Origin of the sequence: Thalassotalea sp. Y01 (assembly GCF_012932945.1) — a bacterium.
Lineage (GTDB): Bacteria > Pseudomonadota > Gammaproteobacteria > Enterobacterales > Alteromonadaceae > Thalassotalea_A.
Genome location: NZ_JABBXG010000013.1, coordinates 1 through 15,659, shown reverse-complemented (window position 1 = coordinate 15,659; position 15,659 = coordinate 1). Strand labels below are relative to the sequence as shown.

Here is a 15,659-nt window from a genome sequence, read left to right as displayed (position 1 = left end):
ATTTTCTTTTAGTCATCGTGACGCTATTATGCGCGATGACTTTTCCATTCCTAAAAATAATAAGGGAAGATATTCATGAATAAATCTCTATCAGCATTCGTTGTTGCCTCCATTCTCCTAAGCGGCTGTCAAACCACACGTGAAAATGCTCACACCGGTGAAGCTGAAACCAACTCAACAACGATAGGTGCCATCACTGGTGCAATTGGTGGTGCTATTGTTGGCGCGGCAACATCAAGTAAAAGTGATCGCAAAAAAGGCGCTTTGCAAGGCCTAGTAGGTGGTGCGGTTATCGGTGCGGGTGTGGGTAATCACCTAGACAAACAAGAAGCCTTATTGCGCGATAAAATGCAACAATCAGGTGTCCAGGTAAAACGCATCAATGAAAACCAATTACAGTTAGTGATGACCAATGGTATTGGCTTTGATACTGGCTCGTATTACTTGCAGCCACAAATTACCTCAACTCTTAACGGGGTTGTAGAGGTACTACGAGAATTTCCAGAATCAAAAATTCGAATTGAAGGACATACCGACAGCATTGGTAGTGTCAATGCAAACCAAACCTTGTCTGAAAATCGTGCCTCGTCGGTATTAAATTACTTTTTCCAAAACGGTGTGGCGCGTGACCGCTTGATCGCTGTCGGTTTAGGGGAAAGCCAACCGGTATGTGACAATATCAATGAACAAGGGCGTCAATGTAATCGTCGTGTAGAGATCAATATCCTACCAACTTCGTAGTACTCGGTTAGTCGATACAAGTAACGATTACAGTAATCGCCAACAAAAACACCCTACAAATTTGTATTTGCAGGGTGTTTTTTATCACTAATCCTTTGTTTTTATCTTTAAATACGGGGTTAGTTAACGTTTATTGGCATTGACTGCGAAACGCATTGGATACTTTAGAGATCGGTTCTCGTTCAAGTAAATCACTGATAAACCAACCTGCTTGCAGTAACTTATCAAGATCAATACCGTGTTCAATACCAAGGCCATTGAGCATATAAACCACATCTTCACTGGCGACATTACCAGATGCACCTTTTGCATACGGGCAACCACCAAGGCCTGCTACGGCACTGTCGATCACCGCAACGCCCATTTGTAGGGCGGCGTATATATTGGCCAGTGCTTGGCCATACGTGTCATGAAAATGTACCGCCAATTTTTCCACTGGCACGTATTGACTGACAGCGGCTAGCATGCGTCGTACGCTTTCCGGCGTGCCCACACCTATGGTATCGCCTAACGAGATTTCATAGCAGCCCATGTCGAGCAGCTTCTTGGCAACCTTGGCGACTTGTTCTGGTGCAATATCACCTTCATAAGGGCAACCTACAACGCAAGAAACATAACCACGCACCTTTAGATTATTGGCGTTTGCCGCTTCAATAACCGGTGCAAATCGCGCTAATGATTCATCAATTGAGCAGTTAATATTTTTTTGGCTAAAGCTTTCCGACGCAGCGCCAAAGATGGCAACTTCATCAGCTTTAACGGCAAGTGCAGCTTCAAAGCCTTTCATGTTTGGCGTTAAAGCTGTGTAAGTGACGCCAGGTTTGCGCTGTAATTGCGCAAATATCTCGCTTGACGTCGCCATTTGCGGCACCCATTTGGCAGAGACGAAACTACCACTTTCAATATAACCTGTGCCGGCCTCGGCAAGTTTATTGATCAAGGCTATTTTGTCCTGAGCAGAAATAAACTGCTTTTCATTTTGCAGCCCATCTCTTGGACCGACCTCAACGATTTTAACCGCTTTGGGCAAGTCGCTGTGACCTAGGTTAGCAACCAGTGTCATAAGCTTACTCCTTATTCTGTCGCACTAAACGCTAATAATTCAGCGCCACCATCGACCATTTCACCGGCGGTAAAATAGAACTCATTAACAACGCCATCGCTAGGCGCTTTAATGGTGTGTTCCATTTTCATCGCTTCCATAATCAATAACGGTTGATCTTTGTTCACCGTGGCACCTGGTTCGACTAATAATGTCACAATGGTGCCATTCATTGGCGCCGTTAGACCGCCTTGACCTTGATCGTCACCAGCGTCGCCATAATCAACGGGGGTGCGAGAAAAGTGAATCACGCCGGCGTCGAAGTAAAGACTGAATTGAGAGTCATTTTCAGCAATGCTAAAGCGACGTCGGTGACCATTAATGATCACTTGTAAGCTGTCACTATCGATATAACCTTGTGCGTCAACTTGTTGATCTGCTACCTTGATTACATAGTGTGTAGCATGACCTTCTCCGCGAATATCGACCGTAACCGGATAACTTTGTTCATTAAATTCTAACGAGAAACGATTGATGTTGGCTTCATTGAGACGCCAACCATTACTGTTATTCCATGGTGAGGTCGGATCGTCTTGGTTGTTGTTTTGCTGACTTAATTGTTGCTGCTGTAATTGCAAAAATAACGCCGCAACAGGCAGTTCGCTTTCAATGGCTCTATCACTTTTGTGAAAAATTAGCTCACTGTGCTTGTCGATAAACCCAGTATCTAAATCTTGTTCTACAAACGGCTTACATGTCGCAAGGTTATACAAGAAATCAATATTAGTGGTCACACCTTTAATGCGGTATTCCATCAACGCTTTTTGCAAACGTTGTAGAGCTTTATCACGGTTTTCATCCCAAACGATTAGCTTAGCGATCATTGGGTCATAAAACACGCTAACGTCGTCACCTTGACGTACACCGGTATCAACACGCACGTATTCGCTTTCTAATGGTGTTTGCAAAAAACTCAAGTGACCTGTTGCTGGTAAAAAGTCGTTATCAGCATCTTCGGCATAAATACGAGCCTCAAAAGAATGACCGTTGATGCGCAGTTGTTGCTGAGTAAGCGGCAGCTGTTCATTGGCGGCAACACGTAATTGCCATTCCACCAAATCCTGCCCGGTGATTTTTTCAGTCACTGGGTGTTCAACCTGCAAACGTGTATTCATCTCCATAAAATAGAATGAATGATCAACATCAAGTAGAAACTCAACCGTACCGGCACCTTGGTAGCCAATGGCTTTAGCCGCTTGAATCGCAGCGTCACCCATTTGCGCACGCAACTCTTCGCTCATACCAGGGGCTGGCGCTTCTTCGATCACTTTTTGATGGCGACGTTGTACTGAACAATCACGTTCAAACAAATATACCGCGTTATCGTGATTGTCACAGAACACCTGGATTTCAACGTGTCTTGGTTGTGTTAGGTATTTCTCTACCAACATAGTGTCGTCACCAAACGATGACATGGCTTCACGTTTTGCTGCTGCTAACCCTTCACTAAACTCTGATTCTGACCAGACTTGGCGCATGCCTTTGCCACCGCCACCAGCGGTCGCTTTAAGTAATACTGGGTAGCCCATATCATCGGACGCTGCTTTGATTATCGCTTCCGATTGATCGTCACCATGATATCCTGGCACTAAAGGCACGTTTGCCTTCTCCATGATTTGCTTAGCCGCTGACTTAGAGCCCATGGCTTCAATAGCCGCTACCGGTGGGCCGATAAAGGTGATGTTATTGTCATCACACATACGGCAAAATTCACTGTTTTCAGACAAAAACCCATAACCGGGATGGATTGCTTGTGCACCGGTTTGTTTTGCTGCAGCAATAACTTTGTCCGCTTGCAAATACGATTCACGTGACGGCGCATTACCAATGTAAACTGCTTCATCCGCCATATTTACGTGTAGGCTGTCACGGTCGGCGTCCGAATATACTGCAACCGTTAAAATGCCCATTTCTCTTGCCGTGCGGATCACTCTACAAGCAATTTCACCTCGGTTGGCAATTAGTATCTTTTTAAACATGAGTATTCCTGTGTTGGCAATTATTGTTGTTTGGTGATCCAGGCTGGCTGGCGCTTTTCAAAAAATGAACGCAATCCTTCCTGACCTTCAGCGCTTACCCTAATGCTGGCAATACGCTCACTGGTATCTTGCAGTAATGCCTCATCGACATCTTTAAATGCAACATCAAACACCAACTGTTTTGCTTGTTCTACCGCTGCTGGGCTATTGGCTAGTATTGTGTCAACCATCGCCTCTGTGGCATTATCCAGCTCATCAATGGCAACCACTTCATCAATTAAGCCGATGTTTAATGCTTTGTTGGCAAAAAATCGCTCAGCAGTTTGAAAATAACGACGGGCGGCTTTAACGCCTATAGCTTGAACCACATAAGGGCTGATCGTTGCTGGAATAAGGCCTAATTTTACTTCGGATAAACAAAAGCTGGCTTTGTCACTGGCAATAGCGATATCACAGCAGCTCACCAAGCCTACCGCACCACCAAATGCTGCACCTTGTACTTTGGCGATGGTCGGTTTATTGATAAAGTTCAGGGCTTTTAGCATGTTGGCAAGGGCGTTGGCGTCGTGCAGATTTTCGTCAAAGCTGTAATCTGCCATGCGTTTCATCCAGCCAAGGTTGGCACCGGCACTGAAGCTTTTGCCATTGGCGGCAAGAATCATCGCGCGAACATTGTCATGGCCATGCAAGTAAGTAAAGACTTGCGTTAGTCGAGCTATCACCGCATCGTCAAAGGCATTGTGCTTTTCTGGGTTGTTTAGGGTTACCGTAGCAACACCACGCGCGTCAATCGCGAGGTCAACAAACCGTTCAGATAAAGGAATTTCAATCGTCATGTTTTCCACCCCCATTACATTCTAAACACACCGAACTTGGTGTCTTCGATGTCTTTGTTAAGTGATGCGGAAATCGCCATGCCTAGCACATTTCGAGTTTGCGCCGGATCGATGACACCGTCATCCCATAATCTTGCTGAGGCGTAGTATGGATGACCTTGCTTTTCGTAAACATCAACAATTGGTTGCTTGAATGCTTGCTCTTCTTCGCTGCTCCATTGCTCGCCACGTTTGTCTTTCTGGTCACGTTTTACTTGCGCTAATACGCCTGCGGCTTGTTCACCGCCCATAACGGAGATACGAGAATTTGGCCACATAAACAGGAAACGCGGATCATAAGCTCGGCCACACATACCATAGTTACCGGCACCAAAGCTGCCGCCTATCAATACTGTGAATTTAGGTACTTTTACTGTCGCAACGGCGGTTACCATCTTCGCACCGTGCTTGGCGATACCGCCAGCTTCGTATTGCTTACCAACCATAAAGCCGGTGATGTTTTGTAAGAAAATTAGAGGGATTTTGCGCTGTGCACACAGCTCAATAAAGTGAGCTCCTTTTTGCGCAGATTCAGCAAATAAAATACCATTATTGGCGACAATACCCACCGGGTAACCAAAGATATGAGCGAAACCACAGACAAGCGTGGTGCCATATAGGGCTTTAAATTCATCGAATTCGCTGCCATCAACAATACGGGCAATAATTTCACGAACGTCAAATGGTTGACGTGAATCTTTTGGCACAATGCCATAAATGTCTTTGCTGTCGTATTTAGGTTCAACAACGTCTTTGGTTGCAAGTTGTTTAGGCTTTAAGCGGTTAAGATTGGCAACAGAGTCTCGCACCAATTTTAACGCATGTTGGTCATTTTGCGCGTAATGATCGGCAACACCTGAGGTACGACAATGAACATCTGCACCACCAAGTTCTTCAGCAGATACTTCTTCACCTGTGGCGGCTTTGACCAACGGCGGACCGGCTAAGAAAATGGTACCTTGGTCTTTAACGATGATCGACTCATCTGCCATCGCCGGTACATACGCACCGCCTGCGGTACATGAACCCATAACCGCGGCAATTTGCGGAATATTTTGCGCTGACATGTTGGCTTGATTAAAGAATATGCGACCAAAATGTTCCCGATCTGGGAATACCTCATCTTGATTTGGTAGGTTTGCACCGCCAGAATCAACCAATGAAATACAAGGCAAGTTGTTTTCTTCTGCAATGGTTTGCGCACGAATGTGTTTCTTTACCGTTAGTGGATAATATGTACCACCTTTAACCGTCGCATCGTTAGCGATAATCACACATTCTTGACCGCTAACACGACCAATACCGGTAATGATGCCGGCACTAGGAACATGATCTTTATATACATCGTGTGCCGCTAATTGCGACATTTCTAAAAATGGTGAGCCAGGATCAAGTAAGTGATATACACGATCACGAGGTAATAGTTTGCCCCGAGATAAGTGGCGCTCTCTTGATTTCTCGCCACCACCTAATTTAATTTCTTCTACAAGTTTATTCAGATCATCCACTTGCGCTTGCATATGTTCAGCGTTTTCACTGAATTCTTGACTGCGCGTATTTATTTTACTGTTAATAACCGCCACAAGATGTCCTCTATTTGTGCAATTTTGCTAAGTTTTTGCTACGTTGTTCTATTCATTGAGTTGTAATTTTTTGCAATAGCAATAGGGCAGTAAACTGCCCTTAACGTCGGCTTAGTTTGACTCGTTAAATAACTCACGACCAATCAACATACGACGAATCTCTGATGTACCAGCACCGATCTCATATAGTTTTGCATCACGCAATAAACGACCTGCTGGGAACTCATTGATATAACCGTTACCGCCTAACAATTGGATGGTATCTAATGCCATTTTTGTTGCCAGTTCGGCAGAGTACAAAATAACACCTGCGGCGTCTTTACGAGTCGTTTCACCACGGTCACTGGCCTGTGCCGCCATGTAAGCGTATGATTTTGCAGCATTCATTTGTGTGTACATGTCAGCAATCTTGCCTTGAACCAATTGGAACTCACCGATTGACTGGCCAAATTGCTTACGGTCATGGATATAAGGAACAACTAAGTCCATACACGCATCCATAATACCTAAAGGACCACCAGACAGAACCAAACGTTCGTAATCTAAACCAGACATTAGAACGCGCACGCCTTTGCCTTCTTCACCTAAAATGTTTTCGGCAGGTACTTCACAGTTTTCAAATACCAATTCACAGGTGTTAGAACCACGCATCCCTAATTTGTCGAGTTTTTGGTGACGCGAGAAACCTGGGTAATCACGTTCAACGATAAAGGCAGTAATCCCTTTTGAACCTGCACTGGTGTCGGTTTTTGCATAAATCACGTATACATGGGCGTCTGGACCATTGGTGATCCACATTTTGTTGCCATTAAGAATGTATTTGTCACCTTGTTTGTCGGCGCGTAATTTCATGCTTACAACATCAGAACCCGCATTTGGCTCACTCATTGCCAAAGCACCGATATGTTCACCAGTACAAAGCTTTGGTAAATATTTAGCTTTTTGCTCGTGCGTACCGTTTTTGTTTAATTGGTTTAGACATAAGTTCGACATAGCGCCGTAACTTAAACCAACAGACGCCGATGCACGGCTGATTTCCTGCATGGCAATCATGTGCTCTAGGTAACCTAAACCGCTACCACCGTATTGCTCATCTACGGTCATTCCTAGCAAACCCATGTCACCGAACTTGCGCCATAAATCACTTGGGAATTCGTTGTCGATATCAATTTGCTCTGCGCGAGGCGCAATTTCATCACGGGCGAAGGCGTTTACTTGATCGCGGATCATGTCAACGGTTTCGCCAAGGTTAAAGTTCAGTGAAGAAAATTGAGAAATCATAATATTACCTTTGCTTTAAAATTTGTTTTAAATGAGTCGTTTATTCGTTTATTCGTTTATTCGTTTATTCGTTTATTCGTTTATTCGTTTATTCGTTTATTCGTTTATTCGTTTATTTGTTGTGCATGGGTTAGCTCGTCACGAGCCTGTGCACAACGTTGTTCAAGGGTGGTTAACTCGGTTAACACCACTTTAATATCTTCAAGTTGTTGATGCAGGGCGCTTTGCTTTTCAGCGATTAATTGCATGATGGTATCAAGCTGACTGGTACTGGTTTTATCTGCATCGTATAGCTCAAATAAGCGGCCGGTTTCAGCAAGAGAAAAGCCTAAGCGTTTGCCACGCAATATCAGCTTCAAGCGCACACGATCACGGCGACTGTAGATGCGGGTTTGGCCTTTACGTTTTGGCGTGATCAACCCTTGATCCTCATAAAATCGGATACTACGGGTAGTGATAGCAAACTCTCTTGCCAATTCGCTAATGCTAAATTGCTGTTGTATTTGATCCATTATTTTCCTATTCGAAGGTTGCGCTGTTTAGGCTAGATCGGTCCAACCATGGATTATTTTATGTTACCACTTTAGTGGAAGTTTACGTAAAGGTAAAGCTGGTGTGTTTAGGGCAATGTTAAGCTTGAATCTATCTGTACACAAAAACTGACGATTAACCAGCTCAGTAATAACCTAGTTCTGCCTGTAGCGCTTTGGCGTTAAGCGATAGCACGGATGTCTAAATAGAAGTGGCAATTTAAGATTACAATTTTCTCTGTTTAAAATTGCTTTACGTTGGCGTAAACTAAAATTTTGCGGTAGTCTTGAGACACTCTAATAGCATGCCAATGAACATCTCGATATAGAGATGGTCTGATAAAGTTGGTATCACTCTATTACAACACTAATTTCAGGAATAAATTATGTCTTTAAATGATCCTATCGTAATTGTTAGCGCAATGCGCACGCCAATGGGCGGATTTATGGGCGGCTTAAGTGCAGTTGCCGCAACCGAACTTGGCAGTGCCGCGGTTAAAGCCGCTGTCGAACATGCCGGTATTGGTAACGATCAGGTAGACGAATTAATTATGGGCTGTGTATTGCCTGCTGGCTTAAAGCAAGCCCCAGCTCGTCAAGCAGCATTAGGTGCTGAATTGGCTTTATCAACGGTTTGTACCACGATCAACAAAGTGTGTGGTTCAGGTATGAAAGCGGCCATGTTTGCTTATGATTCATTGGCGGCAGGTAGTATTGATGTTGCCGTTGCTGGTGGTATGGAAAGCATGAGTAATGCACCATACATTTTACCTAAAGCACGTGGTGGTATGCGCATGGGCCATGGTGAAATCAAAGATCACATGATGATGGACGGTCTTGAAAATGCTTACGATGGTATGGCGATGGGCTGTTTCGCGCAAGATACTGCCGATGATGTTGAGTTCAGCCGTGAACAAATGGATGAGTTTGCATTAACCTCACTTTCACGTGCTAATGCAGCCATTGAATCTGGCGCCTTTAACAATGAAGTTGTTCCAGTAACATTCAAAACACGCAAAGGCGACGTTACATTTGCTATTGATGAGCAACCAGGCAACGCCCGACCTGAAAAGATTCCTAGCCTACGCGCTGCATTCAAACGCGACGGAACAATCACCGCAGCGAACTCTAGCTCAATCTCTGATGGTGCAGCGGCTATGGTTATGATGCGTATGTCTGAAGCCGAAAAACGCGGTTTAACACCGCTTTGTAAAGTGGTTGGTCATGCAACTCATGCACAACAACCTAGTGATTTTACCGTTGCTCCTGTTGGCGCAATGGAAAAACTGTTCAATAAAGTTGAATGGAGTAAAGATGACGTTGATTTATATGAAATCAACGAAGCGTTTGCCATGGTAACCATGTTGGCTGTTAAAGAGCTGCAACTTGATCACGCCAAGGTGAACGTCAATGGTGGTGCGTGTGCACTGGGTCATCCGATTGGTGCCAGTGGTGCTCGTATCATGGTTACGCTTATCCATGCCCTGAAAAATAAAGGGCTAAGTAAAGGTGTCGCCAGTCTGTGTATTGGTGGTGGTGAAGCAACTGCCATTGCCGTTGAAATGCTTTAATAAAATAATCAAAAAGCCGCAGCATCGCTGCGGTTTTGCTTTTTAAACGATACCAATATAAACGTTACCAATAAAAAATGACATATAGGTATTGTTGATGGGGACCATACAACATGAATTTTGATTTAACCGAAGATCAGCAAATGTTTGCTGATATGGCCAATCAGTTTGCTCAAGCTGAGTTCGCGCCAAACGCTGCGCGTTGGGATGCAGAACATATTTTCCCAAAAGATGTTATCGCTAAAGCCGGAGAGTTAGGCTTTTGTGGTCTTTACAGCCCTGAAGATGCTGGTGGTCTAGGCCTTTCTCGCTTGGACTCATCAATTATCTTTGAGCAGTTGTCTATGGGGTGTACCGCGACGACGGCGATGATCACCATCCATAATATGGCAACCTGGATGATCGCGACTTGGGGGACTGAGTCAGTTAAACAAACTTGGTGTGACGGTTTGATATCAGGCCAGCGATTGGCGTCTTACTGTTTAACTGAACCTGGTGCTGGTTCTGACGCTGCATCTTTGCGTACGTCAGCAAAAAAAGACGGTGATGAATATGTTATCAACGGCTCAAAAATGTTTATTTCTGGCGCTGGTGATACCGACGTACTGGTCGCTATGGTGCGCACTGGCGGTGAGGGGGCAAAAGGCATTTCTGCGGTTGTTATCCCTGCTGACGCTAAAGGCGTTATTTACGGCAAAGCCGAAGAGAAGTTAGGCTGGAATGCTCAACCAACACGATTGATCACCTTTGAAGATGTGCGTATCCCATGTGAGAATTTATTGGGCGCGGAAGGTGAAGGCTTTAAAATTGCCATGAAAGGCTTAGACGGTGGTCGTATTAATATCGCCACTTGTTCTATCGGTACTGCGCAACAAGCACTGAATACCGCCATGGTCTATATGCAAGAGCGTGAGCAATTTGGTAAACCAATTGCGGCATTCCAAGGTATGCAATTTAAATTGTCTGATATGGCGACCAAACTTGTCGCTGCACGTCAAATGGTTCGCTTAGCAGCCTATAAACTAGACACTAATCACCCAGAAAAAACCGCCTATTGTGCGATGGCCAAACAATTTGCAACCGACGTAGGTTTTGAAGTATGTGACGCTGCGCTGCAAATTCATGGTGGCTACGGCTACATCAAAGAGTATCCACTTGAGCGTCATTTTAGAGATGTCCGTGTTCATCAAATTCTTGAAGGTACTAACGAGATCATGCGTTTGATTATCGCTCGCCGCCTATTAACAGAAGGTGCGGCAGAGTTGCTGTAGGAATGACAATGACAGATTTATTGAAATTAGAAAAACAAGGTAATACCGCGATTATTACCTTTAATAATCCACCAGCTCACACTTGGACCCAGCAAAGTTTGGCCGGTTTGCGCGATTTAGTCTTGCAGTTAAATCAAGATAAAGACGTTTATGCGCTGGTGTTAACCGGCGGCGGTGAGAAGTTTTTCTCCGCCGGTGCTGATTTGAATGTATTTGCCGATGGTGACAAATCCGTTGCTCGTCAAATGGCGGAAGTATTTGGTCAAGCATTTGAAACCTTATCAGCATTTCGTGGTGTCTCAATTGCGGCAATCAATGGTTGGTCCATGGGTGGTGGTCTAGAAGTCGCATTAGCGTGTGATATCCGTATTGCCGAAGAACATGCGGTAATGGCTCTACCTGAAGCATCGGTTGGTTTATTGCCATGTGCCGGTGGTACGCAAAACTTACATATATTAGTTGGCGAAGGTTGGACAAAACGTATGATTTTATGCGGTGAGCGTGTTGACGCGCCAACGGCATTGCGTATTGGTCTTGTTGAAGACGTCGTTAGTAAAGGTGAAGGCCTGAATAAAGCCATTGAATTAGCCGCGAGAGTTGCTAAGCAATCACCTGTTGCGGTGGCGGCATGTAAACAGCTTATCCAGAAAAACCGTTCAATGCCTATTACCGAGGCATTACCGCAAGAGCGCGATGCCTTTGTTGATCTATTCGATAGCAAAGACCAGGCGGAAGGCGTCAATGCCTTTATAGAAAAACGTAAGCCGCAATGGCGTAATGAGTAAGGTAAGTTATGTCTGATATCGTATTATTTGACGAGCTGGAATGTCGTAATGACAAAAAATTGGCGCTAATCACATTAAATTCTGAAAAGTCGCTAAACGCGTTAAGTCATGCAATGGTCAATGAGATCAAACCAAAGTTAAAAGCATGGCAAGAGCGCGATGACATTGTTGCTGTGTTTTTACAAGGTGCCGGTGATAAGGCGTTTTGTGCTGGCGGTGACATTGTTTATTTATATAATAATTTGCCAGATGTTAATGGTGACCCGGCACCTAAAATTGAGCAATTCTTTTTAGATGAGTATGAGCTTGATCATATGATTCATACCTACAATAAACCATTTATTGTTTGGGGTAATGGCATTGTTATGGGCGGCGGTCTTGGTTTAATGGCGGGTGCTAGCCATCGTGTCGCTACCGAGAATACCCGTATTGCCATGCCAGAGATTAGCATTGGTTTATACCCGGATGTAGGCGGCAGTTATTTTCTTAATAAGATGCCGAACAATACCGGTTTATTTTTAGGCTTAACGGGTGCTGCCATAAATGCTACCGATGCCAAATATGTATCACTAGCCGATCACTTTATTGCTCACACTCATAAGCAAGACGTACTTAATGCATTAGCGGAGGTTAATTGGGGCGGCACCAAAGCGCTTAATGAAGATAAGCTTAGTGATGTGTTATTAGCGTTTGAGCAGCAAAGTAAAACAATGGCGCCGGTATCTAATATAAAAGGTCATCAGTTGCTGATTGATGAATTAACCGCAGCCGATAATATTAGCCAAATCGTTGCCAATATTAAAAATGCTGACATCGAAGACAAATGGTTTAACAGAGCACAGAAATCGCTTGCCCACGGCAGTGCATTGAGTGTGCAGTTAACTTACAACCAAATACAAAAATCAAAAAACATGTCGTTAGCTGAGTGTTTTCGTATGGAGCTGACCATCTCGAAAAAATGTGGCGAGTTTGGTGAGTTCAAAGAAGGTGTCCGCGCCTTATTAATAGAAAAAGATAATAATCCGCAGTGGAAATACCCAGATGTTGCAAGCGTTGAGCAAGACGTTATCGATTGGTTCTTTACCAGTGACTACATTGAAAGCGCACATCCTCTAGGGCACTTATAAGTGTTCACTGACGAGATATAACGAAACAAGAATTATATTAGGAGTATTACATGGCAAATGTAGCTTTCTTTGGTTTAGGTAACATGGGTGGCCCAATGGCTGCCAACTTAGTAAAGGCCGGTCATAGTGTCAAAGTGTTTGATTTGTATGATCAGGCAGTACAACAGTTGCTTGAGCAAGGAGCAACCACCGCAAGCTCAAATCAGCAATTGGTTGACGGTGCAGACTTCATCGTTTCCATGCTACCAGCGGGTAAGCATGTTGAAGGTTTATATTTAGGTGAAGATGGTCTAATTAATTATATTAAGCCCGGCGCGTTGGTTATTGACTCTTCTACAATTGATAAGCCAACCGTTGTTAATGTGGCATCGGCTTTAGCCGAAAAGGGCATTAACTTTGTTGATGCGCCGGTGTCCGGTGGTGTTGGTGGTGCGATTGCCGGTACGTTATCCTTTATGGTTGGTGGTGAAGACGCTGATTTCGCTACAGCGAAACCATTACTCGATAATATGGGTAAAAATATATTCCATGCCGGCTCTTACGGTGCAGGCCAAATCGCCAAGGTATGTAACAACATGCTGTTAGGTATTTTAATGGCGGGTACATCGGAAGCATTGCAACTTGGTATTGCCAATGGCTTGGATCCTAAGAAATTGTCCGAGATCATGTTGCAAAGCTCTGGTCGTAACTGGACCCTAGAACTTTATAACCCGTGTCCAGATGTTCTTGAGAATGTACCATCAAGCAATAACTATGAGGGTGGCTTTATGGTTGACTTAATGGCGAAAGACTTAGGTCTGGCATTAGATACCGCTGTTAACAGTCAATCATCAACCCCTATGGGGGCGTTAGCGCGCAGCTTATTTGCGATTCATGCCGGTCAAGGCAACGGTAAAAAAGATTTTAGCAGCATCTTTAAGATGTTTGATAAAGAATAATTGAAAGGTAATCACATGGATATCATGAATAAAGTAATCGTTATAACCGGTGCTGGTGGCGGTTTAGGTCGTTCTATGGCGGTGGATTTTGCAAAGCAAGGCGCTAAACTTGCCTTGGTTGATCTTGGTGAAGACGCTCTTGCTGCGACGTTAGCTGAAGTTGAGGCGGTTAATGGTCAAGCGAAGGTATATATTGCCAACGTTACTGATGAGCAAAGTGTTGAGTCAACTTTCGAGAAAATCGCAGCCGACTTTGATGGCATTGATGGTTTGGTAAACAATGCCGGTATCTTACGTGACGGTATGTTTATTAAAGTTAAAGACGGTGAAATCGTTAAGAAGATGTCACTGGAGCAGTTTCAGTCGGTTATTGATGTCAACTTAACTGGCGTATTCTTATGTGGTCGTGAAGCGGCAGCCCAAATGATCAAGTACAAGCGCAAAGGTGTGATCATCAATATGTCGTCTATTGCTCGCCAGGGTAATATGGGACAAACCAACTACTCTGCGTCTAAAGCCGGTGTCGTTGCGATGACAGTTACTTGGGCACGTGAACTGGGTCGTTTTGGTATTCGCGTTGGTGCAATCGCCCCAGGTGTTATTCGAACCGCAATGACCGATGCAATGAAACCTGAAATGCGTGAGCGTTTAGAGAAAATGAAACCGGTTGGTCGTTTGGGTAGTCCAGAAGAGATTGCGCATACCGCTAAGTATATTTTTGAAAATGAATTTTTCACTGGTCGCGTCGTCGAAATCGACGGTGGCTTATCAATGTAGTTTATCAATGTCATAGTATTGTTGTTTACTATCGACAACATAGTAATATGTCATATTGATAAAAGAGCGAATGATGATTCGCTCTTTTTATTTAGCACACTAGTAGCGCATTAAAGGGCAGATATTAAATGAACAAAGCCTTATTTCTCGATCGAGATGGCATTATCAATGTCGATCATGGCTATGTATATAAAGCCGCAGACTTTGAGTTTGTTGACGGTATCTTTACGCTTTGCCAAAAGGCAAACGAAAAAGGCTATGACATATTTGTGATAACCAATCAGTCCGGTATCGCCAGAGGTTTGTACAGCGAACAAGATTTTTTTGAGTTGAGTCGTTGGATGAGCGAGCGCTTTGCCGAGCATGACGTCATTATTAAAGATGTCTATTTTTGCCCACATCACCCAGTAAAAGGCAACGCCCCGTATAAAAAGCAGTGTCAATGTCGAAAACCTGAACCTGGAATGATATTAAAAGCCGCACAGCAACATAATATTGATTTACAAAACAGCATATTTATAGGTGATAAAACCTCAGATATGGTGGCTGCACAGCGTGCAGGTATAGAATCTCGAGTTCTGGTTTCAAGTCGTTATCATCAAGACGACGATATCGACGCAATAAAAGTTGCGAACTTGTGCGCATTTATTGAGCGTTTTTAGTTATTCTTGTCTATAATTTGAACGGTTAAACGTTTTTTTTTTAAAAATTGAAAAAACGTGTTGACGCTTCCGAAAAAATCCCTAAAATGCGCATCCACTTCCACGGGAACAGCGGTACTAGCCGAAGTTACCAAAAGGTTATCTTCGATAACTTGGAAGGTCGGTTTTAGGTTTGCAACCCTTATATTAAAGGTTACAAACGACAACAATTAATTTGAAGATTTTTGAATTTAATTGTTGACATCGAAACTGAGTTGCGTAGAATGCGCATCTCGCTTCAGGCAAGGCCTGGAGCAACAAGCACTAGCGAATGAGACTACTGCTTAGTTCTTTAATCAGAACGTTCTTTAACAATTAGTTATCATGCAATTTGTGTGAGCACTCACAAGATAAGATGGTTTTACCATTAAGTCTTTTTAAGACTTTACTTGATGAGT

General features: G+C 43.9%; 14 protein-coding genes. 8 read left to right on the top strand and 6 right to left on the bottom strand.

Going from position 1 to position 15,659, the window contains the following annotated elements; genetic code table 11:
- Positions 1-75: 75 nt before the first annotated feature.
- On the top strand, positions 76-741 hold the full coding sequence (locus tag HII16_RS15560) for an OmpA family protein (RefSeq protein ID WP_135439723.1): 666 nt from the start codon (positions 76-78) through the stop codon (positions 739-741).
- A gap of 130 nt (positions 742-871) precedes the next feature.
- Here the strand turns inward: HII16_RS15560 and HII16_RS15555 are convergent, their stop codons facing one another.
- From HII16_RS15555 to HII16_RS15530, 6 genes are all read right to left on the bottom strand, one after another.
- Positions 872-1,804, bottom strand: coding sequence for a hydroxymethylglutaryl-CoA lyase (locus tag HII16_RS15555; RefSeq protein ID WP_169131597.1), 933 nt, complete (start codon positions 1,802-1,804; stop codon positions 872-874).
- Positions 1,805-1,815: 11 nt separating this feature from the next.
- The gene (locus HII16_RS15550) at positions 1,816-3,822 is read right to left on the bottom strand and encodes an acetyl/propionyl/methylcrotonyl-CoA carboxylase subunit alpha (RefSeq protein ID WP_169131595.1); all 2,007 of its coding nucleotides are present in this window, start codon (positions 3,820-3,822) and stop codon (positions 1,816-1,818) included.
- A gap of 20 nt (positions 3,823-3,842) precedes the next feature.
- Positions 3,843-4,658 (bottom strand): enoyl-CoA hydratase/isomerase family protein, encoded by an 816-nt coding sequence (locus tag HII16_RS15545; protein WP_169131591.1) that lies wholly within the window; start codon positions 4,656-4,658, stop codon positions 3,843-3,845.
- 14 nt (positions 4,659-4,672) lie between these two features.
- Positions 4,673-6,280: a carboxyl transferase domain-containing protein gene (locus HII16_RS15540; RefSeq protein WP_169131589.1), complete on the bottom strand. Its 1,608-nt coding sequence runs from the start codon at positions 6,278-6,280 to the stop codon at positions 4,673-4,675.
- 111 nt (positions 6,281-6,391) lie between these two features.
- Positions 6,392-7,561, bottom strand: coding sequence for an isovaleryl-CoA dehydrogenase (locus tag HII16_RS15535; protein ID WP_135439728.1), 1,170 nt, complete (start codon positions 7,559-7,561; stop codon positions 6,392-6,394).
- Between the two features lie 104 nt (positions 7,562-7,665).
- Positions 7,666-8,073 carry a MerR family DNA-binding transcriptional regulator gene (locus HII16_RS15530; RefSeq protein ID WP_169131586.1) on the bottom strand — a complete coding sequence of 136 codons (408 nt, stop codon included), beginning with the start codon at positions 8,071-8,073 and terminating at the stop codon, positions 7,666-7,668.
- A 404-nt stretch (positions 8,074-8,477) separates the two neighbouring features.
- On the opposite strand from HII16_RS15530, the gene HII16_RS15525 reads away from it, so the two are divergent.
- The 7 genes from HII16_RS15525 (at position 8,478) to gmhB (ending at position 15,222) form a co-directional block, all read left to right on the top strand.
- Positions 8,478-9,662, top strand: coding sequence for an acetyl-CoA C-acyltransferase (locus tag HII16_RS15525; RefSeq protein WP_169131584.1), 1,185 nt, complete (start codon positions 8,478-8,480; stop codon positions 9,660-9,662).
- Positions 9,663-9,775: 113 nt separating this feature from the next.
- Complete coding sequence (locus HII16_RS15520) at positions 9,776-10,933, top strand: acyl-CoA dehydrogenase family protein (RefSeq protein ID WP_169131582.1); 1,158 nt, start codon at positions 9,776-9,778, stop codon at positions 10,931-10,933.
- Positions 10,934-10,941: 8 nt separating this feature from the next.
- Complete coding sequence (locus tag HII16_RS15515) at positions 10,942-11,718, top strand: enoyl-CoA hydratase (RefSeq protein WP_169131579.1); 777 nt, start codon at positions 10,942-10,944, stop codon at positions 11,716-11,718.
- Positions 11,719-11,726: 8 nt separating this feature from the next.
- Positions 11,727-12,845 carry an enoyl-CoA hydratase/isomerase family protein gene (locus HII16_RS15510; protein WP_169131577.1) on the top strand — a complete coding sequence of 373 codons (1,119 nt, stop codon included), beginning with the start codon at positions 11,727-11,729 and terminating at the stop codon, positions 12,843-12,845.
- A 50-nt stretch (positions 12,846-12,895) separates the two neighbouring features.
- Entirely contained in the window at positions 12,896-13,783 is an 888-nt protein-coding gene (gene mmsB / locus HII16_RS15505; protein ID WP_169131575.1) for a 3-hydroxyisobutyrate dehydrogenase, read from the top strand.
- A 15-nt stretch (positions 13,784-13,798) separates the two neighbouring features.
- Positions 13,799-14,560 carry an SDR family oxidoreductase gene (locus tag HII16_RS15500; RefSeq protein WP_135439735.1) on the top strand — a complete coding sequence of 254 codons (762 nt, stop codon included), beginning with the start codon at positions 13,799-13,801 and terminating at the stop codon, positions 14,558-14,560.
- Between the two features lie 128 nt (positions 14,561-14,688).
- Positions 14,689-15,222 carry a D-glycero-beta-D-manno-heptose 1,7-bisphosphate 7-phosphatase gene (gene gmhB / locus HII16_RS15495; protein ID WP_169131573.1) on the top strand — a complete coding sequence of 178 codons (534 nt, stop codon included), beginning with the start codon at positions 14,689-14,691 and terminating at the stop codon, positions 15,220-15,222.
- Positions 15,223-15,659: the final 437 nt, after the last annotated feature.